Below are 25,883 nucleotides of genomic sequence, written 5' to 3'. Positions count from 1 at the left end.
TTCGTATATAGGTTTCGACATCGCTTGATGATACTCCTATCGTATCGAACGTGTCAATTCTTTCCTAAAAAGAAAAGTCTTCCCTCATACGTGTCGCGGAAGACTTTTCTCTAACAATTATTGTCCTATAACCCAAATCGTCCTAACTCTTCGATGACATCCGTTGCTAACAAACTACTTGGATGTAATCGTCGTTCAACTTGTTTTGAAGCACGCGCATACCACTCTGCTCCTAGCGCTAGCGTTCTTTCGACATCTCCTGATGGATGTTGCGCAAGGAGACTCGTTAAAATTCCAAACAAGGTATCCCCGCTCCCTCCCTTTGCGAGACCACTCGATGCACCAGAGATGACAAACCCACCTCCATCTGGTTTAGCGATTAAAATGACATGGGATTTCAAAACGACAGTTACTTGATGCAAGACGGCATACTCAGTTGCTTGACCGAATAGATCATCTTGAATACTTGCAACAGTCTGATTCGTCATCCGAGCGAATTCGCCAATATGCGGTGTGACGATGATCGGCGCGGTTCGTTCTGGGTAACTTTCTTTTATTAGTGCTCCGGCATCTAACACTACCGGTAGATCACTTTCAAGTAGATGATCCACCCATGTTTCGGCTACTTCTTGCGATAAACCAGGACCGATTCCAACTGCTGATATGGAAGATAGCACGTTCTGAATCGCCGGTAACGTCTGGTCCATGACCATCGCTTCCGGTGCTTGAACGATGATCCCCTGTTTCGCAAGTGACGTCGTCGCGACTTGTAGTTTACCGACTCCCGTTCTTAAGGCTGCCCGCGTCGCGAGTTGGATGGATCCCGGCATCGTGTCACTTCCTCCAATCAATAATGCCGTTCCGTATGTCCCCTTGTGACCGTATGGTTCCCGCTTAAACAAGGAAGCCAGATCCTTAGGTGAGACGCGCCATTCACCAAAAGCCGGTAATCCGATATCTAGCGTTTCTGATTCTCCATAAAACGGTGCCGTCCGTATCAAAAAGGTAGATCGTTTCATCGCATGCAATTGAAATGTCGCATCTGCTCGAATCGCTATTTCTTTGAATCCTATAGTATGGTCCGTCGGCACACCGCTCGGAACATCTATTGCATAGATGCGTGCTCCTTGCTGCTTTTGTTCCGATACGAATGCACACTGCGCCTCGAATTCCGGATTAATCCGACCTGGATCAAATCCAGTACCGTATAAGGCATCCAAAATGACATCATATCGACCACATGGTTTTTCGGCTACAAGTCCGAACGCTTCTGCATAATGAGTATGAATCGCCGCACTATCCGAACGACTCTTTCCAAACGGAGTGAATAGCGTGACATCGAATCCGTCACGTATCAGTTCGCGACCAATGACATAACCATCCCCACCATTATTACCGGTTCCACACAAAATCAGTATTCGTTCTGCCTTCGAATGGCGCGTTTTAATCTGTGTTGCGATCTGACTTCCGGCTCGCTCCATTAACACCTCGAGCGGTAGCCCAGATGTCCGTGCCCACTCATCAATTTGTCGTGCTTCCTGTGTATCATAAATCATCATCTCATCACCTCTGTTCGACTATTCCCGTTTTAATCAGGACTAGTCGTATAAAAACAAAAAAGAAACGTCCCGAATGGACGTTCCCTTCTATTTAAGACGTCAAGCGTTGACAATTCGCACAACGTCCATAGATTTCGAATTTATGATCTTCGACTTCAAAACCAGTCTCTTGAGCGGGTGAAATCCACTCCATCGGGCAGACATTCAACGTCTCCGTCTTGCCGCAGATTCGGCATATCAAATGATGATGGTGATGACCGGAAGCACAGGCAGCCCGATATTTCATCTCACCGTCTAATTCCGTCACTTCTAATAAGTCGATTTCCGAAAAATCATTCAAGTTTCGATAAATCGTATCATAACTTAACGAAGGATGAGACATCCGGAGAGCTTCTGCCACTTCCCGCGCACTGACATACCGATTCACTTCAAACAGATACGATAGCAAATCCAGACGTTTCGGCGTCATTTTAAACCCAGAAGCCTTCATTCGTTCACGCGCTTGTTCGATGTTCGTCTTCATGTGTTTTACCTCCTATCCAAAAACGTTCTAACAGCATGACGATGATCAGTTCGAGCACGGCAAGTAGGACAATCATTCCGCCGGGTGCTAAATCAAACTGATAAGCCAGGATGAGTCCAAGTACTGTTGCAATCTCACCGAAGATGATAGCTAAAAAAATCGTCGTCTTAAAACTTTTAGCAATTCGAAGTGCTGCCGCAACCGGCAACGTGATTAAGCTTGAGACAAGTAAAATTCCGACGATTCGCATACTAATCGCGATCACAAGCGCAACGACAATCATAAAGAGAATGTGAACTAAACGAAGTCGAATTCCCGAGACACGTGCCTGTTCCTCGTCAAATGAGAGGAACAACAATTCCTTATAAAAGGCAAAGACGAAGATGACGACCACGACCGTCACGATAAGAATCGTGTACACATCCGTTAAGGCAACAGCCGAAACCGTTCCAAATAAGAAGGAGACGAGATCCATTGAAAAGCCGTTCGCAAGACTAATGAATGTCGCACCGAGCCCCATCCCTGTTGCCATGATGATCGGAATCGCGAGTTCTTGAAAATGCTTATATTTAGCGCGCAACCAATCAATCGTCAATGCCGCGATGACCGACGTCACGATTCCTAAGTACAGTGGATTTAAGTCCGCTAATTGCGCGACCATACCAGAAATCAAGAGACTGAGTGCAATCCCAGCTAACGTGACGTGCGAAAGTGCATCTGCGATCAGGCTCATCCGCCGGACGACGACGAACGAGCCAATCAATGGGGCCGTGAATCCAATTAAAATGGCAGCTACTAAAGCATACTGTAAAAATTTCAACGTCATGAATGCTTCGATCATTGGACACTCTTCCCTTCGTGAACGAGGACACGTCCCGGAACTGGATAGAGGGAGCGGATCGTCTGTTCATCTAGTTCCCAATACTCTTTAATGCCACAGTTACAACCTAAGCGTCCATCGACCAAATGAATGACATCCGTGACGAGTTTGCTGACGAAATGGATATCATGTGTCACAAGGACGAACGTTCGCCGTTTATCTCGACGCAGTTCTTCAAGAATTTCATAAAATTCTTTCACGTATCGCTGATCGACACCAACAGTTGGTTCATCTAAAATCATTAAGTCTGGATCGTTGACGAGCGCACGCGCGATGAAGACGCGTTGTTGTTGACCGCCGGACAAGTCGCCGACTTTTGAATCACGGCGTTCCCACATCCCGACTGTTTCAAGGGCAGTCCGTACTTTGTCTCGATCATCGCGTGACAAACGACGAAAAAGTCCTTTTTTAGCATACAACCCCATCTCGACGACTTCTGCGACAGTTACCGGGAAACCCGAGTTAAACGAAGCTGCTTTTTGCGAGACATAGCTGATTCGCCACCATTCATTGAATTGCGATTGGGGTTGTCCGAATAAGCGAATCGTTCCTTTCGGTTGCAATAAACCTAAGATACATTTGATCAGCGTCGATTTCCCAGATCCATTTTCCCCGACGATTGCTAAGAATTGTCCTTGTTGAACCTGAAACGAAACTTGATTCAATACCCGGCGATCCGGATAATCATAACTGACTTGATCAATCTCGATGATTGGTGTTTCCATTTATTTTCACTCCTTCCGTTTTCGTAAAACGGAATAATTACGTCTTAATCAACTGTCTTATTATAGCGTTCGCTAATTATTGGTGCAACTCTAGCAACTTCCTATCCTCCTTTGAAAAAAATCAAGGTACAATAAAGACAGAAATTAGCTGTTTCCGGCTTGTTCAGGAAGGGAAATCTTTTAATGCACGCATCGCAGAGAGGAGTCGAGGTCACTTGAAACAAGAACTTGCAGTCATCGATATCGGTTCCAACTCAATTCGTTATGTCATCTTCCATCCGATCGCTTCTGGTCGTTACATCGAGAAGATTAACATTAAAGTCGTCGCGCGTTTATCTGCTCATATCAATAAAGACGGAGCACTTGACGACGCAGGCATCTCGTTACTCGAAGAAACGTTACATCGATTTTACGAAGTCGGTGTCACCCATGAGGTCGAGGAGACGATTTGTGTCGCGACCGCTGCTATTCGTAATGCGACGAATCGAGAAGCAATTGTTAAATCCGTTACTGAAAACACACCTTTTTCCATTCAGGTTCTAACAGACGAACAAGAAGCATACTATGGTTATTTTGCTATCATCAATTCTACCTTCCTGACAGATGGGTTTTCTGTCGACATCGGCGGTGGTTCCATGGAAGTCACCTTGATCGAAAATCGCGAGATGGTAGCGTATCATAGCTTTCCATTTGGCGCCGTCACATTGACACGGCAATTCGTTTCCGACGAGACACTTAGTGCAAGTGATAAGAAGAAGTTGGTGAAATTCTTACGGGAACAATTCGAATCGATACCATGGCTAAGTGATAAAAAGCTTCCTTTAATCGGTGTCGGTGGTTCTGCCCGAAACTTCGTTCGTATCCATCAATCCAATCAGGATTATCCGCTTCGGAGCGTTCATCAATATCAAATCAAGGCGAAGGAACTCGCGAAGATGGTCGATGATCTGGAAGGGAAATCAGCGAAACAGCTATCGAAAATCGAAGGGTTATCAAAGGATCGAATCGATATTTTCCTGCCGGCATTGATTGCGATCCAAGGGTTAGCTCAACACATCGAAGCGGAAGAATTCATCATGAGCAATCTCGGTCTTCGTGAAGGTCTTGTTTACGAGTTCGACGTGCAGGACGAAGCATACCGCCGGATTGAAAACGTACGTGAGCAGAGCCTCTATCAGCTTGAAAGTGATTATAAGGTCAATCGTGATCGTGCGTCGTATATCGGAACACTTGCTAAATCGATGTACCGTCAACTCGTCACGTTAGACCTGGTATCAGAACGAGCGTCCGATTTACGCCTCCTCGATTCCGCAAGTCGTTTGTTTTATTGCGGTCAATACATTAATCCGGATACGCGATCAGACCAAACGTTTTATTTGTTGACGAACACCGAAATGAATGGCATGACGCACAAGGATCGCGTTGCGCTCTCCCTTGTCAGCTCCTATTCTTCAGCGAAACGGATGCAACAATTAGCAAANNAGCAAAGCCGTTCAAAGAATGGTTCACGGAAGGATCACTGCAACGCTTCGACTTACTCGGTTCTTTACTCAAGTTAAGCCATGCCCTCGACGTGACGGAACGAAAAGCTGTCGATCATTTGGAACTGTTCCTTAAAAAGGACCAACTCCAATTCGTCCTCGATACAGGCGATCACGATTATGGATTTGAAGTCGAAAAAGCCGAAAAACAAAAGAAACACCTGGAACGAATCATTGATTGTACGATTACCTTCGAAACGAAAGGAGATCTTCCTTCATGAAGCTCGACATACCGGAACATTTCAACAATCGTGAGCTCAGCTGGCTCCAGTTCAACGAACGTGTACTGGCTGAAGCTTTTGACACACGCAATCCATTAATGGAACGTTTTAAGTTTCTCGGTATCTTTAGTTCCAATTTAGACGAGTTCTATATGGTAAGGGTCGGTGGCTTAAAGGATGAAGTGCTCGCCGGGTTCAATAAACCGGAAAATAAACAACAGATGACACCTAAACAACAGTTACGTGCGATCGCGTTGAAAACAAAAGAGTTAGTCGATCGGCAATACGAAGCATTTCAAGCAATCAATCAGACGTTATCCGATGAAGGCATTACATTCTTAAAATACGACGCCCTGACTTCAGAACAAACGACCTATGTAAAATCCTTTTTCCGTGAACAAGTTTTTCCGGTACTCACGCCTGTTGCTGTCGATGCCTATCGTCCGTTCCCGATGTTGTCTTCAAAATCACTTAACATCGCAACGGTTCTTGAAGCAGAAGACGGGACGAAACGAAATTTGGCACTCGTACAAGTACCTGCTGTTTTACCGCGATTCGTCGATTTACCGGTAGAAGATGACGAGACGACGGCTGTCATCTTACTCGAAGACGTCATCATCGCCTTCATTGACAGTTTATTTAAAGGCTATCGCGTGTTGTCTGCCATGCCATTTCGGATCACCCGAAATGCCGACCTTCCGTTTCACGAAGAAGGGACACACGATTTATTGAAGTTAATCGAAAAGGAATTAAAAAAACGGCGTTGGGGGGTAGCAATTCGACTTGAAGTCCAAAAAGCTGCCATCAATACTGAACTAGTCAACATGCTACGCGATGTACTTGATTTGCAGGAACGCGATATCTTTGCTGTGGATGGTCCGATTGATTTGACGTTCTCCTTCGCCTTCTACAGTCAAATCGGTGTTGAATATGATCATTTGATCTATCAAACGATCATGCCGGTCGACCCACCCGCACTCGATAGTTCAAAAAATCTGTTCAATCAATTACTCGAACGCGACTATCTCTTGCATCATCCGTATCATACGTTTGATCCGATCGTTCGGTTCATCGTCCAAGCGGCGAATGATCCGAACGTCCTTGCCATCAAACAAACGCTTTACCGCGTATCTGGTGACTCACCGATCATTAAAGCCTTAAAAACAGCAGCCGAGAACGGGAAACAGGTCACTGTCCTCGTCGAACTCAAAGCTCGATTCGATGAGGCGAAGAACATCGAGTGGGCAAAGCAGCTAGAAAAAGCCGGCGCTCATGTCATCTACGGATATAGTGATTTAAAGACGCACTCGAAGATCACGCTCGTCGTCCGACTCCACGAAGGAAAGATTCAGCGTTTCGTCCATCTTGGTACCGGCAACTATAATGATTCGACGGCGAAACTATACACGGACGTCGGATTACTGACGGCTCGAGAAGAAATCGCCGAAGATGCGACAAACTTCTTTAACTGGTTGTCCGGATACGGGGAACAACCCGAATGGAACGTCATCCAAACTTCACCGAACGCGATGCTTGAGAAGTTCCTGTCATTGATTGATGAAGAAATCCATCATCATCAAAAACACGGAAACGGTCGAATCGTTGCCAAGATGAATAGTTTAACGGAGAAAGACATCATCTTACGTCTCTATAAGGCATCGCGCGCCGGTGTACAAGTCGAACTTATCGTTCGTGGCGTCTGTTGTCTGCGTCCTGGCATTCCAGGTGTTTCGGAGAACATTCGCGTCATCTCGATCGTTGATCGTTATTTGGAACATTCACGCATCTTCTACTTCCATCACAACGGGCAGGATTTGATGTATGGGTCAAGCGCTGACTGGATGACACGCAACATGCGAAAACGGATTGAAATCTTGTTCCCGATCATGGACGAAGAACATAAACAATATCTAAAGGATTGTCTCGCCCTCGCCCTTGCTGATAATGTGAAGTCGCGTGAACAGGCAGCGGATGGATCTTATCATTACGTGAAGGACGGAAAACAGAGCTGTGAATCCCAGTTGCTGATTCAAGACTATACGAGCGGCAAACTCAAACAAAAACCTAGTTTTACAACACCATTAACACAAAAGTGGATCACAATCGAAAAGAAAGAGGACAAAGTCATTCTTGATCAAAATGCTACATGATGTTGGTCATGTTTTACTACGTACTCTACTTCAAATGTTGATTTACAGCAGAAAGGACGAAATGTATGCTTCAGCAAATCTTATTATCCCTTCTCGCCGGCGTCATCTGCGGCGTCGTGTTTACCGCACTGAAACTGCCGATTCCTGCCCCACCCGTTTTCCCAGCCGTCGTCGGAATCTTTGGTGTCTTCCTTGGGATGAAAATCTATCTATTTTTAGTAGAACGCTTTTTCTAATCTAAATGAAAACAGTTCTCTTTACTGCCAGCGCAGATAGAGAACTGTTTTTTTTTGATTCTTTTAAGGTTTTAATGATTGGATGATCAGTCGTGCGAGCTCTGCTTGAATAGAAAAAGCTTTACTCACTCTCTTCCGTCGCCGCCGCCGTATCCATAGCATGCAACATCCGTTGATGTAACCACCGGTGACATGTCGGACACACCGTCTGGTATCCTTCTGATGTCAAATGCCATTCCAGTAACGACTGCCTAGATTCCTCACAATGAACACATTGACGCGCAATTTGTTCTAGATGATTTCGCTCCTTGAAGCGCTCGATTCGACGTTGTTTAGATTGTTCGAGTGTCTGCACATCGGTTTCGAAATACCCATACTGCCATGAATCAAGTAGACGTGTGCGAAACGCGCCTTCGACTGGTCCGGTTTTAATCCCGAGTTGATCGAGTGGTCGTCCAAGTAACGGATGTCGTAAATCCACACTGATGAGATCAAGACATACATAAGATCCTTCCGAATCGTCAGCAACGGTCAACCAAAACGGATCCTCTGGACGTGTCGTATACTCGGTGAACAAGGCTTCAGCATACGCCATGATACCGTCAGTCGTCGCAAGAAACACCTCTTCTCCCGNNCCTCTACCAGTTCTGCCGGCAAATAAAACGGTTCCTTTGTTTCATAGTAGTGGACAACAGCTTGTCGTATCGCAAAACTAGTCTCATCAACGACGAGTATATGACACATCACAGACACCCCTTTATGAGTATTCGACTGGTGCTCCTAGTATCGGTAGACGCCAGTCTGCATCAAACGCACCCGAACGTAACATATCGATTTCTTGTTTATACGGTGCCACTTTTTTCTTTGGATCGAGCCCGATGTATGGCGTCTCTAAGATTTTCGGTAAATGTGCTAGAGCAGGATGATGCACGACACGATGTAAGGCATCAAATCCAATCTCACCGAAACCAATATTTTCATGACGGTCCTTTCGAGCACCACGGATATTCTTTGAGTCATTTACATGGATGACACCAAGACGATCCAGTCCAACGATCCGGTCGAATTGTTCAAGAACACCATCTAAGTCGTGCACGATATCGTATCCTGCATCATGCACGTGACATGTATCGAGACAGACGGACAGACGATCATGATGTGTGACGCCTTCGATGATTTGAGCAAGTTCCTCGAAGGTTTTTCCGATTTCCGATCCTTTTCCAGCCATCGTCTCAAGCGCGATCTTGACCTGTTCGTCACCTGTCAGTACTTCATTGAGTCCTTCGACGATCCGTTTGATTCCGATTTCTTCCCCAGCACCGACATGCGCACCAGGATGTAATACGATGTGTTGCGCCTTTTCAAGCGCTTCTGCTCGTTTAATTTCTGCTGCTAAAAACGAAACCGCGAGTTCGAATGTCTCGGGTTTTGTCGTATTTCCCAGGTTGATGATATACGGTGCGTGTACGACGATTTCTTCAATTCCATTCGCACTCATATGTTGCAACGCTTCCGGAATTCGTAACTCTTCCATCGGCTTACGGCGTGTATTTTGAGGTGCTCCTGTATAGACCATCATCGTCGTTGCACCATAAGACGCTGCTTCCTCACTGGCACCTAACAGCATTTTTTTCCCCGAAACGGAGACGTGTGAACCTATTTTCATGTTGTTTTCCACCTTTCTCTTTTTACAGTGTACCAAATCTTGAAAACGACAAGACACCCGAAAAATGTTTTTTCATTTCAAGGGTGTCATCAATGGAGTTATTTTGATTTGCGGGCGTTTTCTTTACGTTGCGCGCGACCGACACCACGTTGTTCTTTGATGCGTTCACGTTTTGCTGTTTCTTTCAGCTTATATTGATGTTTCTTCTTATAACCTGGTTTAACACGTTTTTTCGCTTTTGCTGCTTCACCCGAAAGGCGACTATGCGCTGTCTTCGAGACGGCAGTCTTCATGTGCGGTTTCGCACGGCGACGTTCTTTGACTTCGACGATTTGACTGCCTTTGACATCGACGTTCGTAAATTGAATGCCACGGTCCTCTAAGCGATTGATCATACCGTTCTCATGATCTTCAAACAGCGTGTACGCCAATCCATCTTGATCGACACGACCTGTCCGACCGACACGGTGAACGTAGAAGTCCAAATCTTTCGGAATACCATGATTGATGACGTGTGAGACACCTGAAATATCGATTCCACGTGCAGCAAGATCCGTCACGATAACATATTGATACTTCGCATCGTTGATTTCCTTGATCGCTTGTTTACGACGACGTGCTGGAAGATCACCGTGAAGGGAACCAACATTCAATCCTGCTTCTAGGAACAAAGCTTCGACTTCGATTGCTTCTGCTTTTGTATTCGTAAAGATTAGACAGATATACGGATTCAGTGCTTTCGCGACTTTCAACGTCAATTGTGAGCGCTCACGATGCTTGACCGGAATCGTATGGTGAACGATTTTCTTCGCTGTCTGTTGTTTCGGATCCACATGCGCATAACGTGGGTTGTTCATGTATTTTTTCAAGAACGGTTGTAATTTCTCAGGAATCGTTGCTGAGAAGACCATCATCTGTAGCTGTTCAGGAAGAGCTTGAGCAATCCGGTCAACTTCTGGCAAGAATCCCATGTCGAGCATTTGATCCGCTTCATCGATGACGTAGTGCTTCACGAAATGCGGTTTTAAAGCCTGTTCTTTGAATAGGTCTAAAATACGTCCCGGTGTTCCGATGACGATTTGGGGTGAGACTTTCACACGACCGATTTGACGTTCACGATCCATTCCACCTGTAATAAGACTCGTTTTGATGAAATCTGGTTCCTTCACGAGTAATGATTTCAGTTCTTCATGAATTTGCCATGCAAGTTCGCGCGTTGGAGCAACGATGATGGCTTGTAATTCTTGAAGCTTTGGATCGACATTTTGAACGATCGGAAGAAGGAACGATAACGTTTTACCTGTTCCGGTTTGTGATTGACCGATGATATCGCGTCCCTTTACTGCAGCCGGGATGATTCGCGACTGAATATCGGTCGGTTTTGTGATGCGGGCGTCATCGAGTGCTTCGATGACGAACGGGTGTAATTGATAATGGCTGAATCCATTCATGAATTGACACCGTCCTTTCCTTATTTGCTGAGGCATCTGCCTCTCGATTAGTTCAACATGGTTATGGGTCTACTACCGTCATACAGATAGGAGTACGTATAAAAACGAGTTGGAATCTTTTTGTTTTTCGTATGAAGCTTCAATGCACTGAAGGCGACTTTCATCATCTCATCAGCACTCTGGACGACCGTCGCATCCATCGATTTCATGTCAACAGCTTCTAATATAGCACGATTCCCGTCTATGCCGACAATTATTTTTCCTTTAATGCCTGCTTTTTTCAATGCTTCGAGGACACCGAGCGCGATATCGTCGTTATGACAATAGATGGCATCAAACGGAATGCCCGACTCAATGACATGCGTCATGACCTTTTCTGAAGTGACGGGGTCGTAATCCCCATTCACGGATTCGACAATCTGAAGTTCCGGCTCACGCTCAAGACCGGTCAAAAATCCCCGATGCCGTTCATTCGTCGTGTTGACGTTTGCTGTACCTGCGACTTCAATGATGTTGGCGTTAGCTCGTCCTGTCTGCTTGATACGTTCGTGTTTAATGAACGATGCAAGCTGCTCCCCGATCAATTGGTTATTTGAAGTGATTGAACTGACGACTGCATCGGAACGAATCAATCGATCGATGGCAAAAACCGGAATCCCGGCACGAGCCGCTTCTTCTAATGCATTAGCGATATAGACGTCATCTAGTGTCGTCACGAAGATCGCATCGACTTTCATCCGAATGAACTCTTGAATCTGCTCCCGTTCATTGATGCGTGAGTTATGGGAAGTCGTGACGACCGCTTCGTATTTATTGATTTTTGCTTGCGTTTTAAACGCATCTACGAGCCGTTGTGCGAACTCATGCTTATCATTGACGATCGTAAATCCAACGAGATGACGTTGTGGACTAGGATCTGGATTGACGAACAAGTTGGAAATGAACAGAACGGATGAAATCCAGACAAGCAGGACGAATAACCAGGCCTTATTGAATTTCATTCCGTTTGCTCCTTTCGTGGCAAGTGAACTTGAATCGTCGTACCGACGCCCGGCTTACTATCAAAGATCATTTTCCCTTTATGATCACGGACAATCTGTTTCGACATGAAGATCCCAAGTCCATTTCCGTCGACTTTCGAAGTTTTGAACGCTTGACCGACATGATCAATTTGATCACCGTCCATTCCGATTCCGTTATCTTGCACAATGAAGACGACTTCTTCCGGATAAACATGGACATGCAGATGACATATCCCGTCCGGTCCTTTAAACGCAACAGCTTGCAGGGCGTTTCGGACACAGTTCGCTAAAATCTGCAAGATTCCCTCTTCCGACGCATAAATCTTCGGCATGAAGGATGGTGTATAGATCTTGCAATCCGCCTCGTAATGATGGGCTTCAGCTTCGAGGATATATGTCAACTTCTTCATTAAATCATTCATATCGATCGTCGTTTTTTGAAGGGCATTATTCTCACCTTTCGACAGATCGAGCATCGTTTGAATCATACCATTTGCTCGATCGAGTTCTGATAAGGCAAGCACAAGCATTTCAGGATCACGATCTTTTTCCGCCGCTAACAACTGTAAGGTCATCTTGACAGGCGTTAATGGATTACGGATTTCATGCGCGATCCCGGCTGCTAATTGACCGAGTGATGCTAATTTTTCTTGATGTAACATCGTTTGTTGCTGACTCAATTGCTCAAGACGCGCATTTTCCATCCGTTGTGCGTACTCGTTATAAGCGGCAACGAGTGTCTTGACCTCATTTGATCCCGCTCGCTCAAGGACGATCGGTTTGGGTGAGGTGCTTTTCTCGATCTTATTCACAAGTTCAAGCATCGGTGCAGTCAACTGCTTCGACATCAAGTAACCGACAATCAGACTGAGGACAAGTGTCAAAGCCGCGATGATCAAATATTGTTGTCGTGTCGTATAGACCGGTTCATAAAAGACGTTGCGCGGCGTTCGAACGAGTATTTTCCAATCCGTCACTTTTAAATCTTTCGCAAAGTAATACATATCTTGATTCGTACTAAAAATCTCGGAAGGTTCTAGCGATTTAAAAGCACGGTCAACCACACTTCTCGATAATACGCGCTCTTCATCTGTCACGAGATTACTGGATGTGGCTAACAATTGTTTTTTACTATTGAAAAGGTAAGCAATGGTCTGATCGTCGAACGATTCAAGTGAATTTCGAAAAACAATCGAATTCATGATGCTTAATCCACCACCAAAGACTCCGACACGCTCATTGCCGTCTCGAATCGGGATGAACATGTACGTGACAGCATCTGACTCCATCGTATATAGCTTGCTCATATGAAAATCCGTACTCGTCAACGTTTGCACAAAATCATCGTCTTTTAGGATGGTACTATTCTCCACTCGACGATCATCGCTTGAGAACCAGGTGATTTGTTTCGTCTTTCGGTCAAAATAAAAGAGACTTTTAAACCCTGTATCAATGTCTAACAATTTAGACTCCTCAATTTTCCGACTCAACTTTTTAGGGTTTTTGACATCCAACTGCAAGCTCATGATTTCTTCATGCAGATTCCCGACATTGTCGCGAATCGCATTTCCTGAGACCTCGACACTCTTCTCGCTCTGTTTCTCTGTTTGTTGTTCGACTCGGGAAATCGTGACCCGGTCCGCAGTGAAGGCAAGCGCTGAAATGACAAGACAAATCAGGATGAATAAGACGGCGGTGATTTGGAAAAAATACGACCGCATCATTTTCTTTGACTCCATCCCTTCGCCTCCCTTTTGAATAATTGACAACTTCATTAGTATAGCATGTTCTGTGGCTGAAACAGACTCCTCTATTTTCATTCAGCTTCAATCAATGGTACACTCTAACTAATCATTCTTTTTCACAAAGGGAGAATCTACAACTATGCTAGTAAAAAAAATCAGCCCCCGCGGCTATTGTTACGGTGTCGTCGACGCAATGAAACTTGCACAACAAGCGGCATTGAATAAAGATTTGCCACGCCCGATCCATATTTTAGGGATGATCGTCCACAATGCTCACGTTACACGTGAGTTCGAAAACATGGGCGTCATCACTGTTGATGGTCCTGATCGCCTCGAAGCCTTAGAGACGATTCAAAAGGGAACGGTCATCTTTACAGCACACGGTATTTCACCTGCTGTTTATGCTCGTGCTGCAGAGAAGAACTTACACGTCGTCGATGCGACGTGTCCTGACGTAACGCGTACCCACGACTTGATTCGTCAAGTCGTCGCAGATGATTACGAAGTCATCTACGTCGGGAAACATGGACATCCGGAGCCTGAAGGTGCCGTCGGCGTAGCGCCGGAACATGTTCACCTCATCGAAAAAGTCGAAGATATCGATGAACTTCCTCCTCAGCTTGCTCATAAAAAAATCATCGTCACGAACCAGACAACGATGAGTCAATGGGATGTCCAAGCTTTGATGGAACACGTTCGGAAAAAATATCCGCATGTGGAAGTACACAATGAAATCTGTAACGCAACACAAGTCCGACAAGAAGCGGTAGCGGATCAAGCAGGAGACTGTGATCTCGTCATCGTCGTCGGTGACCCACGTTCGAACAACTCGAACCGTTTGGCGCAGGTATCCTTTGATATCGCAGGAACTCCTGCACATCGAATCGGCGATTTAACGGAGCTTGATTTATCATGGCTTGAAGGTGTACAGCAAGTCGGCGTCACATCAGGTGCATCGACGCCAACACCGATCACGAAAAAAGTCATCGACTTCTTACAACAATATGATCCTACTGATATTAGTACGCATGACAAGACACCATTCCTTGAACTAAGACGGATTTTGCCTAAAGTCAAAGTACTTTAATCCTAACAATCGATACAGCAAAACCGAGTCGCGATCGTCATTCGCGACTCGGTTTTTTATTACTAAATACGACGGTAGCATCGACGTATTCCATTCGATTCATCATAAAAACTGAAACGGATTCGTATTCGCTGTTGAAATCAGCAGTTCGACGTCGATTTTTTTCTGTTCGAATCGACGCTTCAATTCGTTGACGACGCCTTCCTTCATGACCGACTCTACATGATGTCCGGGATCAACGACCGCTAGTCCAAGTGCCATCGCATCATGGGCGACATGAAAATAGAGATCACCCGTGACAAGGACATCGGCTCCGGCAAAAGCTGCTGTCGAGACATATTTATTCCCATCGCCACCGAGAACAGCGACTTTATTGATCTCCCGTGATTCGTCTCCAACGAAACGCAAGTTTTGAACACCAAACACCGTCCGAACATGCTCTGCAAATGCTCGCAACGTCATGGGTTTCGGCAATCGACCTATCCGTCCGAGACCAAGTGGCGCTGCCGGACATTCCTGCTTTATGAGATCATAGGCTACCTCTTCGTAAGGATGTGCCTGCTTCATCGCTCGAATGACTTGTTTCTGATCCAATTCCGTCACGATCGTCTCAATTCGGACTTCAGAAACCCGCTCGAGTTGATTCGCTTCACCGATATATGGCGTAGCCTCAGGCGACGGTCGGAATTGCCCAGTTCCATTGACATGAAACTGGCAGTCACTATAATCCCCTTCTTGCCCGGCTCCTGCTTTTGCAAGTGCTGTCGAGACACGCTCTGCAGCTTCTGTTGGTACAAAAACGCTCAACTTGTAGCGCGTATTTTCAAATGTGGGGGCGAGAACTTCACATGACTCAAGACCGATTGCCTCTGCCATCCAATCATTGACCCCTCCTGGTGTCACATCAAGGTTCGTATGCGCAGCGTACACCGCAATATCGTGCTTGATACATTTTGTGACGATGCGTCCTGTTGCGGAACGATCCGTCACATTCGCTAACTTGCTAAAAATCGGTGGATGATGCGCGATGATGAGATCAACCTTTTTTTCAATCGCTTCATCAACGACAGACTCCAAGACATCAAGTGTCACGAGCACACGTTTTACGTCCTTGTTCAACGTTCCAATATGCAAACCGATCGGATCACCCTCGAGCGCGAATTTTTTCGGAGCGAATGCTTCAAACTGCTCAATGACATAATTCCCATTCGCCATCAGCTTGTCACCTCTTCCATCTTTTGAATCAATCGTTCGATCGCTATGATTTTTTCAGATAAGATTTCCGTAGTTTGTCCTTGTTTCATCTGCTCCAAAATATACTGACGTTTTTGTTTTTCCATTTGCCACTTTGCAATGAATTCTGGCGCTCGCTCTCGCATCAACTGAGGACCAAAGAAGAGTTCCCATTGTCGTGTTGTTTCATCTTCCGAATATAAGGTTTCTTCGCCACGTTCCGCGACAAGGATTTCATAAATCTTCCCATTCTCCTCGACGATGGCTTCTGACAATAAGGCATACGAATGTGCGAGTAACCAGTTTCGGACATCGACTGCATCGACATTCGGTTGTAGAATCAAACGCTCTTCTCCCGACAATCGATCTTTCCCTTCTTCAAGGATTGAGGCAATCAATGTTCCACCCATTCCCGCGATCGTGATTGCTGTCGCTTCTCCCGGTTTCAATACCGATAGACCACTCCCGAGACGGACATCAATTTGGGACTCGAGTCCTACAAGTGCCACTTGTCCTTTTGCGGCTTCCATCGGTCCTTCATTCACTTCCCCCGCGATGGCGCGTTCGATTTTATTTTGTTGGATACAAAAACACGGTACGAATGCATGATCCGAACCAATATCTGCAAGGATGGCTCCTTGTGGAATATACGACACGACTTTTTGGAGTCGTTGATCCAATACGACGTTCATTTGCATCTTCTTCATCCTTCCTATTTTCCGAAAAACTCTCTTTTAAAATAGCGGATTTACAGTAAAAAAGAAACCATCCGCCCATAAAAAAACATCCATCTCGTAACGAGATAGATGCTCTTGTTCTTATTTCTTAGCAGCTAACCATTTAGCTAGAACAGCTGCTTCTTCGTCATTCGCAAGACCGCCAGGCATTTGCCCTTTACCGTTCATTGCGATGTCCTTGATTTCATCTTCTTTCAGCTTCGCGCCGATCTTTGTTAAGTTCGGACCAACGCCGCCTTCTAAGTTTCCACCGTGACATCCTGTACATCCTTTAGATGCAAACAAGTCTTCTGGCTTCATTTCTGCAGTTGACGGCCCTTTGCGAGCTTCCTTCACCTGATCGACCCCAAAGTAAGACAATGAAATCATAGCGATGATGGCGATGACTGCGATCGCCGCGAACGGTACTAATGGATTACGCATTTGGATTCCCCCCATATTCTATACCCAACCAAGTTGGTGACTGAATGGTATTCCCCGTTACTATTCTACTGTAAAAAAAACAGGGAAGGAAGAAAAAAACGAAACTTTTTTCTTCCTTCCCACTAAAATTTCATATATTCTTCACACTTTGAATTAATCGAGGAAATCTTTCAAGCGTTTTGAACGACTCGGATGACGTAACTTCCGAAGTGCTTTTGCTTCGATTTGACGAATCCGCTCACGTGTAACGCCAAATACCTTTCCGACTTCTTCAAGTGTCCGTGTCCGACCATCGTCAAGACCAAAACGAAGACGAAGGACGTTTTCTTCACGATCCGTGAGTGTATCTAACACATCTTCGAGTTGCTCTTTTAAGAGTTCATATGCAGCAGCATCCTGTGGTGCTGTCGCATCTTGATCCTCGATGAAATCACCGAGGTGTGAATCGTCTTCTTCCCCGATCGGTGTCTCAAGAGAAACCGGCTCTTGCGCAATTTTCAGGATTTCACGGACTTTTTCCGGCGTGATTTCCATCTCTTTCGAAATTTCTTCCGGTGATGGTTCACGTCCAAGATCTTGCAAGAGTTGACGCTGGACACGAATCAATTTATTGATCGTTTCAACCATGTGAACCGGAATTCGGATCGTCCGCGCTTGGTCAGCAATCGCACGTGTGATCGCCTGACGAATCCACCACGTTGCATACGTCGAGAATTTATATCCCTTCGTATAGTCGAATTTCTCGACCGCCTTGATCAGACCCATGTTACCTTCTTGAATCAAATCAAGGAACAACATACCGCGTCCGACATACCGTTTAGCGATCGAAACGACGAGACGTAAATTTGCTTCCGCTAATCGTTTTTTCGCTTCTTCATCGTTTTGTTCGATTCGTTTCGCGAGTTCGACTTCGTCTTCTGCATTCAACAGATCAACGCGACCGATTTCTTTTAGATACATCCGGACAGGGTCATTGATCTTAACGCCGGGTGGAACAGACAAATCGTTCAAATCTGCCTCTTCTTTTTCGTCCCCTGTACCGTCATTGTTAACCTTGATACCTTCTGTTTCAAGCAATTGAAGGAATTCCTCGAATTGCTGAGCATCCATTGATTCGAAGGAACTCAGTTTGTCTTCGATTTTCTGGTGCGACAATTCACCATTCTTATGTCCGAGCGCGATGAGTTCCTCTTTCGCGAGACGGAGTAATTCAGCTTCTGATCTTGCTTTTTCTGCCATCGAACCATACACTCCTTCCACATCATGCAGCAGGTCATCGATCTTTTAAACGACGCTTTCGTTCAATGATCGCCTGCATCAGTTCCGCTTGGGCACGGATATCTGTTTGTTGATTCAATCGTGATTTTTCTTCTTCGAGCAATCGACGTTGCTGTTCGTTCTGGACGGCACGAATGTAATGACTGAGTAAGTCAGGATCATATTCAGGCATCAGCATGAACTCTAGATCCACTACGATTCGTTGCAGGGAAGCATCATGGAGCATCGTCAAAAAACGATCTGGACTTCCTTGCGTACCTGTCCCATAAAATTCATATAACTTGCCGGCAATCAATTGATGTGCCGGATCATTGAATTGGACACCCAGCTGCTCACGCACTTCTAGACATACTTCTTCGGAACGGATCATGTAGGCAAGCAAGAAGCGTTCAGCCTTTTTCCAGTTCGCGAACGTTCGATCAGGAGGTGCTGTCGGTACAGCAGTCGGGCGATCGGAAACGATTTGTTCTCTTTTCGGTTGTTGGACGGTTGGACGCACTTGTGCGATCAAAGAATCTTTCGAGAGTTTAAATTCCTCAGAAAGTTTTCCTAAATAGATGTCCCGTAACAACGGATTGGATGTTCGACCAATCTCTTCAAGCATAGTTTCAATATATCGAACGCGTTCTCCTTCTAATCGCAAGTTTTTTCCTTGTCGAAAATAAAAAGATTTAAATTCAAGACTTGAAACCCGTTTTTGTTCGATCCAGTGTAAAAACGTCTCTTCTCCCTGATTCCCAATAAAGGAGTCAGGGTCTTCGCCATCCGGTAAGCGGATGACGGAACAGTCGACGGCAACGGCTTCAAGCAACTGTAAGGCTTTTAGCGTCGCAGCGCGTCCTGCTTTGTCTCCGTCATAACAAACAATGACTTCATCGACGATGCGTGCCAGGTTTTGGGCATGAACAGGCGTTAACGCTGTTCCTAAAGAAGCTACCGTATAAGGTATACCCGCTTGAGCAACACGCACAACATCAAGATTTCCCTCAACAAGGACGACTTGTTTGATTTTACGCATCGCCCCTCGTGCTTGAGCAAATCCAAATAACAGTTCACTTTTATTGAACAAAGGGGTTTCCGCTGTATTAACATACTTTGGGTCACGACCGTCAATCGAACGGCCACTAAATCCGACGATCGTGCCATCACGATCGGAAATAGGGAACACGACCCGACCGTTGAATCGATCTCGATAATCACCATCACGTCCGATTGAAATCAATCCCGCTTCGACCATCTCATCTAAATCAAACCCACGTCGTGCCAAGGAATCCACTGTAAAACGATCTTGATCCGGTGCATACCCGAGTCGAAACTCACGCATCGCCCCCTCGCGTATACCGCGATTTTCTAAATAGATTCTTCCGGCGTCGCCTGCTTCCGTTTGAATCAGCACCTCGTGATAGAGCTCGGTGACGATTCGATGCGCTTCGCGCATGCGGAACTTCTTTTCCTGTTCAGGCGTCGATTCCGACTGCTCGAATCGGTCCGGTTCTAGCTCTGGAAGTGTGACGTCGCTTCGGTCGGCTAATTTCGAAACGGCTTCCTTGAAACTCATTCCTTCTGTTTCCAGNNTTCCATGACGAAAGTAATTGAATTTCCTCCTGCACCACATCCAAAACAGTAGTACATTCCTTTATCAGGAGAAACAGAAAAGGAAGGTGATTTCTCAGAATGAAACGGGCAAAGCCCTGAATATCGATTCCCTTGTTTTTTTAATTCTACACGTTCTGAAATCAATTCGACGATGTCCGTTGCTTGGCGGACCTGATCGACAATTTCATCAGGAATTCGCTTCATTCCGTCCTCTCCCCTTTCCTCGAGAACTTATCCTTACATGACCATACCCGCAATGAAACGGAACGATGACTCGTTCCGTTTCATTAGAAAAAGGGCATTATCTCATTTATCAGCTAAACAAGTATACTATGTTCCTGACTGCTTGACTAGTCATGCGCTTTCCCGGAAATTCCGGTCAAAATCAAATTCGCCGTCTCTTCGACTGCTTTATTCGTCACATCAATAATTTGGCATCCGATTCGTTCATATAAATTCCGTGCGTATTCAAGTTCCCGATTGATTCGGTCCATCTGCGCATAGGCTGCTTCAGGTTTGAGTCCTAATGAACGCAATCGTTCCATTCGGATATCGATCAACTTTTCCGGTGAGATGAGTAGTCCAAAACATTTTTCTTTTGGAATATCGAATAGCTCTGCCGGTGGAATCGATTCGGGTACGAGTGGTACATTTGCTACTTTATATCGCTTTAAGGCTAAATACTGCGAGAGCGGCGTTTTAGATGTACGCGACACACCGATCAAGACGATATCAGCGCGTTTAATTCCTTTTGGATCACGTCCATCGTCATACTTAACAGCAAATTCAACCGCTTCGATTTTCCGGAAGTACTCCTCATCTAAGCGATAGATTAATCCAGGTTCTTCCTTCGGTTGCATCTGCAAACGATCTTCCATCGTGTCAAGCAATGGACCAAGTAGATCAATCGCCTTTACACCGTGGGCACGCGCTGTGTCTGCAAGCAGACGACGATGCGTCGCATGAACGATCGTAAAAGCGATCGTCGCTTGTTCTTCTTTCGCATGAAGAACCAAGTCATAAATGACTTGATCATCATCGACGAACGGAATGCGGACCGTTTCGATGGCTTGTTCCGGGAACTGAATAGCAGCTGCGCGGACGACGAGTTCACACGTCTCTCCGACAGAATCACTCACGACATAAATCCGTTGACGCATCAGGAGCCCCCCTTAAATTTCTTCATCACGTGCTAAAGCGACCAACACTTTCGTCATGTTCGTTTTCGTCATTCGACCGACGACTTTCAAGACCCCGTTCTCTTCTTCGACGACTGGCATCGAATCAATCTGTTTTTCGATCAGTTTCATGCCGGCACCAATTAACGTTTCCGATTTTTCACAGACTGTCAAATTTGGCATTCGTGTCATGATTATGTTGACCGGTAACGAGTCTAATTCTTGATTACCGATTGCCGCACGTAGAAAATCCTTACGTGATAGCACACCGACCAACGCATGGTCCTTGCTGACGACAAACAGCGAACCGACATCTTCTAGGAATAAGTGAACGATCGCATCGTATACGGTCATCCCTTCATGAATGACCTTTGCTGATGACATGAATTCGCCGACGGTCAAGGTGTCCAGTTTCTCATGAAGCATGGAAGCATTTTTCTTTCCGACATACATATAGCCGACACGTGGGCGCGCTTCTAGCATGCCGGTCATCGTTAAAATCGACAAATCGGGTCGTAATGTCGCCCGTGTCAGGGAGAGCGCTGCAGCAATCTGCTCTCCCGTGATTGGACCATTCTCTTTGACGATTTGGAGTATCTTTTTTTGCCGTTCATTTAACTTCATCGGCTCATCCGTCCTTTTTCTTTACGCTAAAGTGAGTGCATTGAACCGAGCGACTGATTCGATAGCTTCTGCAAATCGTTTCATTTCGCTAAGACGGTTCGTACGGACCGTTTCGTCATCCGTCATGATCATCGTACCGTCAAAGTAGGCTGTGATCGACGGAACGGTTGCCTCAAGTGCCTCAAGTGCACGTGCATAATCAAGTGACGCGATAGCTTGATCGACCTCTGGTAAGGCTTTCTCAATCGCCTCATGCAATTCGCGTTCCGCATCATTTTCAAAGAGCGCTGGATTAACAGTTGTGACACTTTCTGCTTTTTTCGAGATGTTCAAGACACGGCTTAATTGTTCGACCGTTTTCTTGAACGATTCTTTTTTCGTCGCCTCTTCGAGCATGGCAGCACGCTTTTCATTCGCTTCGACTGTCAACATATGGTCAAGAGCGGCTTCGACGACATCATGACGGAAGTCCATTTCCGATAGACGGTACTTCAAACGTTGCGCAAAGAAATCTTGTAATGCGGCTTGTACTTCTTCGGCATCCTTCGTATAAAGACCTGCTGCCACCTGTTCTGAAACGACGAAGGCAATCAATTCAGTCAATGTCAGATTCAACTTTCGATCTGATAAAATCTGAACAATCCCTTGTGCTTGACGACGCAATGCATACGGATCCGCTGATCCACTCGGAATCATACCGACACCAAAGAATCCAGCGACGCTGTCCATCTTATCAAGGATCGCGTAGAGTGTCCCTGTCGGTGTCTCCGGACTTGCATCACCCGCGAAGCGTGGCATGTAATGTTCGCGAATCGCAGCAGCGACTTCCGGATCCTCGTTTTTCATGTTCGCATAACGTTCACCCATCAGACCTTGTAATTCCGTGAATTCATAGACCATTTGACTGACGAGGTCGAATTTATAGATCTGTCCTGCACGTTCGACACGTGTTTTGTCTGCACCGACACGATCTGCAAGTGCGAGTGCCATCTGACGGACGCGACGGACTTTTTCGCCTGTCGTTCCTAATTTTTCATGGAAGACGATTTTATCAAGACGTTTCGCCTGTTCATCGATATCTGCTTTTTTATCTTCTTCATAGAAGAACTGCGCATCTGCTAAACGGGCACGGATGACTTTTTCGTTTCCGCGTGCGACGTTTTCAAGATGTGTTGCGTTTCCGTTTCGTACCGTCACGAAATAATGGAGCAACGCCCCGTCACGTTTGACCGGGAAGTAACGTTGGTGTTCCTTCATCGTCGTGATCAAGACTTCTTCCGGTAACTCAAGATACGCTTCATCAAATGCACCGAACAAGGCTGTTGGATACTCGACGAGGTTCGTGACTTCTTCAAGTAAAGACGCATCGATCGGCACTTCGAATTGTTCGCGTGCCGCAAGCGCCGCGATTTGTTCTTCGATCAATTGACGACGTGCTTCGTAACTGACGATGACATTTTCTCCTGCGAGCGCTTCGACATAGGCATTCGGACGTAGGATCGTGATGTCCTGCCCGAGGAAACGATGTCCACGCGATGTCCGACCTGTTTCGACGGATGCGACTTCAAACGGGATGACTTGATCGTCAAGCAGGGCAATCAACCAACGAATTGGACGCATATAACGTAACGATTGTGTGCTCCAACGCATGTTTTTCGGGAATGTCATCGCTTCGACGACTTGTTTTAGTCCAGGAAGTAAATCAGCTGTCGCTTGTCCGACTTCCTTACGTGTCGCATAAAGGTATTCGACTCCTTTTTCTTCTCCAAGGAAGAGATCGTCCGTCGTTAACCCTTTACCACGCGCGAATCCTTCGGCTGCTTTCGTCCAGTTACCGTCTTCATCCATTGCGATTCGTTTTGCGGGTCCTTTTAATGTCTCTTCGAGGTCGCTTTGACGTGCTGCGAGACCCTTGACATATACTGCAAGACGGCGTGGTGTCGAGAAGGATTCGACGCTTGTGAACTCAATCCGTGCTTCTTCAAGGAAACGCGTCACGCGTTCCTTGAGTTGTGTTTCGGATTGAAGGACGAATCGAGCCGGCATTTCTTCTAAACCGATTTCAAGTAATAATTCATGCATGTGACTCACCTGCTTTCGACTTGATCAATGGGAAGCCAAGACGTTCCCGTTCTTCGATGAAACTTTGCGCACAACGACGCGACATGTTCCGTACACGATGGATGAACCCTGTGCGTTCCGTGACGGAAATCGCGCCCTTCGCGTCGAGAAGGTTAAAGGTATGCGAACATTTCAAGATGTAATCATACGCTGGGAAAACGAGGTTCTCATCCAAGGCACGATTCGCTTCTTTTTCATATTGATCGAATAACGTAAAGAGTAAAGCGACATCTGATGTTTCAAATGTATACTTCGAATGTTCGAATTCCGGTTGATAGAAGATATCACCGTATTTGAAACCATCTGTCCAAACGAGATCAAAGACGCTCTCGACATCTTGGATGTAAGAAGCGAGACGCTCGATTCCGTAAGTGATCTCTACTGCAATCGGATTACACTCGATTCCACCGACTTGTTGGAAGTACGTGAATTGTGTAATTTCCATTCCATTTAGCCATACTTCCCAGCCGAGACCAGCAGCACCGAACGTTGGGTTCTCCCAGTTATCCTCTACGAAACGGATGTCATGTTCGAGTGGATTGATCCCGAGCAACTCGAGACTTTGTAAGTACAGTTCCTGAATGTTGTCAGGTGATGGTTTCATGATGACTTGGAATTGATGGTGTTGATACAGACGGTTCGGGTTTTCTCCATAACGACCGTCAGCCGGACGGCGTGATGGTTCTGTATAACAAACGTTCCACGGTTCCGGTCCGAGACTCCGTAAAAACGTCATCGGATTCATCGTACCGGCTCCTTTTTCTACGTCGTATGCTTGCATCGTCAAGCAGCCTTGTTCTGCCCAAAATTTTTGTAATGTCAAGATCATGTCTTGTACTGTCATCTTCACGACTTTCACCTCCGAAATGATTAAGGAACGCAAAAAACGCCCCTATGTACAACAATCGTTGCACATAGGGACGAGACGAGCCCGCGGTTCCACCCTACTTGCATGCATCGCATGCCACTCTTTTTGACAAAAAAACACTCCGAAACGCCGTTCGCGCCCCTCTCACTCCCAGCTCACACCACCCTGGAATCGCTTGATTGAGAAAAAAGACGGTACTCCTTTTCGTCATCGTGTTCATTTAGTTACTTCTTCCGCATTCATTCTACCGAACCCGCTTGTTGCTGTCAATCATTGCCGAAATCAATCAACTGGTCGAGGACACGTTTTGAACGCAGACGTAATCCGCTGTAGCGTTCCATATAAGCATCCATGATTTGACGCAATAGACGCTTCGTTTCTGGCTTCACCGTCACGGTACCAATTCGTGAGAAATCATATACGGAAAACACATAGAGCATCTTCGCAACTGCCTCTGACATATAGACAGCATGTTCATCCTCATGGCGATGCCGGCGACAGAGTAGACCGCCATGATGTAACGAAAAAGCGAATGGTGCTTCAGCACTCCCGCAAATCGTACAGCCATTCAAATGTGGAGCAATGCCTAGATGACGCAACAGACGCAATTCGATGATGAAAGAGACGACGTCAGGATCTAGTCCTTCATCCATCGCCTCTAGTCCTTCGACGAATAAATCGTAAAGCGCCGGTTGCGGCACCCGTTCATCAAGCGCTTTATCCGCAAGCTCCAATAGATACATCGCATAAGCCATCAACACGACATCTTGCCGAATATGCGCATGACTTGTAATGACGTCTGCTGATTTTAACTGACCGAGACCCCGTGAACGTGGATAGACATAGACAGCTCGGACGAAAGGCTGACTAGCCGCGTTAAAACGGCTACCCGGCTTCTTCGCTCCTCGCGCCATGACGGCGAGCTTGCCGTATTCACGTGTCAGTAGCGTGACAATCTTATTCGATTCACCATATACGACCGTTCGTAATACAAGCCCTTCCGCCTTATCGATCATCGC

The 25,883-nt window shown here is 46.0% G+C and carries 25 protein-coding genes; 5 read left to right on the top strand and 20 right to left on the bottom strand.

Annotation, left to right across the window (positions count from 1 at the left end; translation table 11 throughout):
• Positions 1-125: 125 nt before the first annotated feature.
• The 4 genes from B4F99_RS00740 to B4F99_RS00725 form a co-directional block, all read right to left on the bottom strand.
• Positions 126-1,556, bottom strand: a complete 1,431-nt coding sequence (locus B4F99_RS00740; RefSeq protein WP_290754764.1) for an NAD(P)H-hydrate dehydratase — start codon at positions 1,554-1,556, stop codon at positions 126-128.
• 94 nt (positions 1,557-1,650) lie between these two features.
• Entirely contained in the window at positions 1,651-2,082 is a 432-nt protein-coding gene (locus B4F99_RS00735; RefSeq protein WP_214854868.1) for a Fur family transcriptional regulator, read from the bottom strand.
• Positions 2,054-2,923 carry a metal ABC transporter permease gene (locus B4F99_RS00730; RefSeq protein ID WP_035409182.1) on the bottom strand — a complete coding sequence of 290 codons (870 nt, stop codon included), beginning with the start codon at positions 2,921-2,923 and terminating at the stop codon, positions 2,054-2,056. The genes B4F99_RS00735 and B4F99_RS00730 overlap by 29 nt, the downstream gene beginning before the upstream one ends.
• A complete protein-coding gene (locus B4F99_RS00725) occupies positions 2,920-3,687 on the bottom strand; it encodes a metal ABC transporter ATP-binding protein (RefSeq protein ID WP_035409184.1) in 768 nt (255 codons plus the stop codon). The genes B4F99_RS00730 and B4F99_RS00725 overlap by 4 nt, the downstream gene beginning before the upstream one ends.
• Positions 3,688-3,902: 215 nt before the next feature.
• Between B4F99_RS00725 and B4F99_RS00720 the strand changes: the two genes are divergently transcribed.
• The 4 genes from B4F99_RS00720 to B4F99_RS00705 all read left to right on the top strand — a co-directional run bounded on the left by B4F99_RS00720 (position 3,903) and on the right by B4F99_RS00705 (position 7,835).
• Positions 3,903-5,246, top strand: coding sequence for a Ppx/GppA family phosphatase (locus B4F99_RS00720; protein ID WP_290754758.1), 1,344 nt, complete (start codon positions 3,903-3,905; stop codon positions 5,244-5,246).
• A 14-nt stretch (positions 5,247-5,260) separates the two neighbouring features.
• Positions 5,261-5,449: a hypothetical protein gene (locus B4F99_RS00715; RefSeq protein ID WP_290754757.1), complete on the top strand. Its 189-nt coding sequence runs from the start codon at positions 5,261-5,263 to the stop codon at positions 5,447-5,449.
• Entirely contained in the window at positions 5,446-7,599 is a 2,154-nt protein-coding gene (locus B4F99_RS00710) for an RNA degradosome polyphosphate kinase (RefSeq protein WP_290754756.1), read from the top strand. The genes B4F99_RS00715 and B4F99_RS00710 overlap by 4 nt, the downstream gene beginning before the upstream one ends.
• 65 nt (positions 7,600-7,664) lie before the next feature.
• The gene (locus B4F99_RS00705; RefSeq protein ID WP_023467523.1) at positions 7,665-7,835 is read left to right on the top strand and encodes a XapX domain-containing protein; all 171 of its coding nucleotides are present in this window, start codon (positions 7,665-7,667) and stop codon (positions 7,833-7,835) included.
• A gap of 121 nt (positions 7,836-7,956) precedes the next feature.
• Here B4F99_RS00705 and B4F99_RS00700 read toward each other — a convergent pair whose 3' ends face one another.
• From B4F99_RS00700 to B4F99_RS00680, 5 genes are all read right to left on the bottom strand, one after another.
• A complete protein-coding gene (locus B4F99_RS00700; RefSeq protein ID WP_290754755.1) occupies positions 7,957-8,457 on the bottom strand; it encodes a hypothetical protein in 501 nt (166 codons plus the stop codon).
• A 135-nt stretch (positions 8,458-8,592) separates the two neighbouring features.
• Entirely contained in the window at positions 8,593-9,501 is a 909-nt protein-coding gene (locus B4F99_RS00695; protein ID WP_290754754.1) for a deoxyribonuclease IV, read from the bottom strand.
• Between the two features lie 98 nt (positions 9,502-9,599).
• Complete coding sequence (locus B4F99_RS00690; protein ID WP_064300313.1) at positions 9,600-10,952, bottom strand: DEAD/DEAH box helicase; 1,353 nt, start codon at positions 10,950-10,952, stop codon at positions 9,600-9,602.
• Between the two features lie 47 nt (positions 10,953-10,999).
• Complete coding sequence (locus B4F99_RS00685; protein WP_290754753.1) at positions 11,000-11,953, bottom strand: sugar ABC transporter substrate-binding protein; 954 nt, start codon at positions 11,951-11,953, stop codon at positions 11,000-11,002.
• Entirely contained in the window at positions 11,950-13,713 is a 1,764-nt protein-coding gene (locus B4F99_RS00680) for a two-component system sensor histidine kinase NtrB (protein WP_290754751.1), read from the bottom strand. Before B4F99_RS00680 ends, B4F99_RS00685 begins: the two co-directional genes overlap by 4 nt.
• A 145-nt stretch (positions 13,714-13,858) precedes the next feature.
• Here B4F99_RS00680 and B4F99_RS00675 point away from each other — a divergent pair, with 145 nt between their 5' ends.
• Entirely contained in the window at positions 13,859-14,806 is a 948-nt protein-coding gene (locus tag B4F99_RS00675) for a 4-hydroxy-3-methylbut-2-enyl diphosphate reductase (RefSeq protein WP_214854854.1), read from the top strand.
• A 102-nt stretch (positions 14,807-14,908) separates the two neighbouring features.
• On the opposite strand, the gene B4F99_RS00670 is transcribed toward B4F99_RS00675, so the two are convergent.
• From B4F99_RS00670 to recO, 11 genes are all read right to left on the bottom strand, one after another.
• Positions 14,909-16,021 (bottom strand): Nif3-like dinuclear metal center hexameric protein, encoded by a 1,113-nt coding sequence (locus B4F99_RS00670; protein ID WP_290754750.1) that lies wholly within the window; start codon positions 16,019-16,021, stop codon positions 14,909-14,911.
• Positions 16,021-16,737 carry a tRNA (adenine(22)-N(1))-methyltransferase gene (locus B4F99_RS00665; protein ID WP_056060136.1) on the bottom strand — a complete coding sequence of 239 codons (717 nt, stop codon included), beginning with the start codon at positions 16,735-16,737 and terminating at the stop codon, positions 16,021-16,023. The genes B4F99_RS00670 and B4F99_RS00665 overlap by 1 nt, the downstream gene beginning before the upstream one ends.
• A 120-nt stretch (positions 16,738-16,857) precedes the next feature.
• Positions 16,858-17,199, bottom strand: a complete 342-nt coding sequence (gene cccA / locus B4F99_RS00660; RefSeq protein WP_056060134.1) for a cytochrome c550 — start codon at positions 17,197-17,199, stop codon at positions 16,858-16,860.
• Between the two features lie 153 nt (positions 17,200-17,352).
• Positions 17,353-18,438: an RNA polymerase sigma factor RpoD gene (gene rpoD / locus B4F99_RS00655; RefSeq protein ID WP_023467512.1), complete on the bottom strand. Its 1,086-nt coding sequence runs from the start codon at positions 18,436-18,438 to the stop codon at positions 17,353-17,355.
• A gap of 34 nt (positions 18,439-18,472) precedes the next feature.
• Positions 18,473-20,035: a DNA primase gene (gene dnaG, locus B4F99_RS00650; RefSeq protein WP_290754749.1), complete on the bottom strand. Its 1,563-nt coding sequence runs from the start codon at positions 20,033-20,035 to the stop codon at positions 18,473-18,475.
• Entirely contained in the window at positions 20,032-20,277 is a 246-nt protein-coding gene (locus tag B4F99_RS00645; RefSeq protein WP_290754748.1) for a CHC2 zinc finger domain-containing protein, read from the bottom strand. The genes dnaG and B4F99_RS00645 overlap by 4 nt, the downstream gene beginning before the upstream one ends.
• A gap of 146 nt (positions 20,278-20,423) precedes the next feature.
• Entirely contained in the window at positions 20,424-21,233 is an 810-nt protein-coding gene (locus B4F99_RS00640; protein WP_035409206.1) for a pyruvate, water dikinase regulatory protein, read from the bottom strand.
• A gap of 12 nt (positions 21,234-21,245) precedes the next feature.
• The gene (locus B4F99_RS00635) at positions 21,246-21,875 is read right to left on the bottom strand and encodes a helix-turn-helix transcriptional regulator (protein ID WP_029341036.1); all 630 of its coding nucleotides are present in this window, start codon (positions 21,873-21,875) and stop codon (positions 21,246-21,248) included.
• A gap of 21 nt (positions 21,876-21,896) precedes the next feature.
• Entirely contained in the window at positions 21,897-23,957 is a 2,061-nt protein-coding gene (gene glyS / locus B4F99_RS00630; RefSeq protein ID WP_214854846.1) for a glycine--tRNA ligase subunit beta, read from the bottom strand.
• The gene (glyQ, locus tag B4F99_RS00625) at positions 23,950-24,840 is read right to left on the bottom strand and encodes a glycine--tRNA ligase subunit alpha (protein ID WP_029341034.1); all 891 of its coding nucleotides are present in this window, start codon (positions 24,838-24,840) and stop codon (positions 23,950-23,952) included. Before glyQ ends, glyS begins: the two co-directional genes overlap by 8 nt.
• A gap of 290 nt (positions 24,841-25,130) precedes the next feature.
• A complete protein-coding gene (recO, locus tag B4F99_RS00620) occupies positions 25,131-25,880 on the bottom strand; it encodes a DNA repair protein RecO (protein ID WP_290754745.1) in 750 nt (249 codons plus the stop codon).
• Positions 25,881-25,883: the final 3 nt, after the last annotated feature.

The organism is Exiguobacterium sp. UBA3491, assembly GCF_002377745.1.
Lineage (GTDB): Bacteria > Bacillota > Bacilli > Exiguobacteriales > Exiguobacteriaceae > Exiguobacterium_A.
This window is presented reverse-complemented; position numbering and strand designations above follow the sequence as displayed.

Bases quoted from the DNA above. Each gene is read 5' to 3' on its own strand.
- B4F99_RS00705 (WP_023467523.1), top strand. From the start codon at position 7,665: ATGCTTCAGCAAATCTTATTATCCCTTCTCGCCGGCGTCATCTGCGGC.
- recO (WP_290754745.1), bottom strand. From the start codon at position 25,880: ATGATCGATAAGGCGGAAGGGCTTGTATTACGAACGGTCGTATATGGT.
- dnaG (WP_290754749.1), bottom strand. From the start codon at position 20,035: ATGAGTTTCAAGGAAGCCGTTTCGAAATTAGCCGACCGAAGCGACGTC.
- B4F99_RS00710 (WP_290754756.1), top strand. From the start codon at position 5,446: ATGAAGCTCGACATACCGGAACATTTCAACAATCGTGAGCTCAGCTGG.
- B4F99_RS00725 (WP_035409184.1), bottom strand. From the start codon at position 3,687: ATGGAAACACCAATCATCGAGATTGATCAAGTCAGTTATGATTATCCG.
- B4F99_RS00635 (WP_029341036.1), bottom strand. From the start codon at position 21,875: ATGAAGTTAAATGAACGGCAAAAAAAGATACTCCAAATCGTCAAAGAG.
- B4F99_RS00675 (WP_214854854.1), top strand. From the start codon at position 13,859: ATGCTAGTAAAAAAAATCAGCCCCCGCGGCTATTGTTACGGTGTCGTC.
- rpoD (WP_023467512.1), bottom strand. From the start codon at position 18,438: ATGGCAGAAAAAGCAAGATCAGAAGCTGAATTACTCCGTCTCGCGAAA.
- B4F99_RS00640 (WP_035409206.1), bottom strand. From the start codon at position 21,233: ATGCGTCAACGGATTTATGTCGTGAGTGATTCTGTCGGAGAGACGTGT.
- B4F99_RS00735 (WP_214854868.1), bottom strand. From the start codon at position 2,082: ATGAAGACGAACATCGAACAAGCGCGTGAACGAATGAAGGCTTCTGGG.
- glyQ (WP_029341034.1), bottom strand. From the start codon at position 24,840: ATGACAGTACAAGACATGATCTTGACATTACAAAAATTTTGGGCAGAA.
- B4F99_RS00690 (WP_064300313.1), bottom strand. From the start codon at position 10,952: ATGAATGGATTCAGCCATTATCAATTACACCCGTTCGTCATCGAAGCA.
- B4F99_RS00730 (WP_035409182.1), bottom strand. From the start codon at position 2,923: ATGATCGAAGCATTCATGACGTTGAAATTTTTACAGTATGCTTTAGTA.
- B4F99_RS00685 (WP_290754753.1), bottom strand. From the start codon at position 11,953: ATGAAATTCAATAAGGCCTGGTTATTCGTCCTGCTTGTCTGGATTTCA.
- B4F99_RS00665 (WP_056060136.1), bottom strand. From the start codon at position 16,737: ATGCAAATGAACGTCGTATTGGATCAACGACTCCAAAAAGTCGTGTCG.
- cccA (WP_056060134.1), bottom strand. From the start codon at position 17,199: ATGCGTAATCCATTAGTACCGTTCGCGGCGATCGCAGTCATCGCCATC.
- glyS (WP_214854846.1), bottom strand. From the start codon at position 23,957: ATGCATGAATTATTACTTGAAATCGGTTTAGAAGAAATGCCGGCTCGA.
- B4F99_RS00680 (WP_290754751.1), bottom strand. From the start codon at position 13,713: ATGGAGTCAAAGAAAATGATGCGGTCGTATTTTTTCCAAATCACCGCC.
- B4F99_RS00670 (WP_290754750.1), bottom strand. From the start codon at position 16,021: ATGGCGAATGGGAATTATGTCATTGAGCAGTTTGAAGCATTCGCTCCG.
- B4F99_RS00740 (WP_290754764.1), bottom strand. From the start codon at position 1,556: ATGATTTATGATACACAGGAAGCACGACAAATTGATGAGTGGGCACGG.
- B4F99_RS00695 (WP_290754754.1), bottom strand. From the start codon at position 9,501: ATGAAAATAGGTTCACACGTCTCCGTTTCGGGGAAAAAAATGCTGTTA.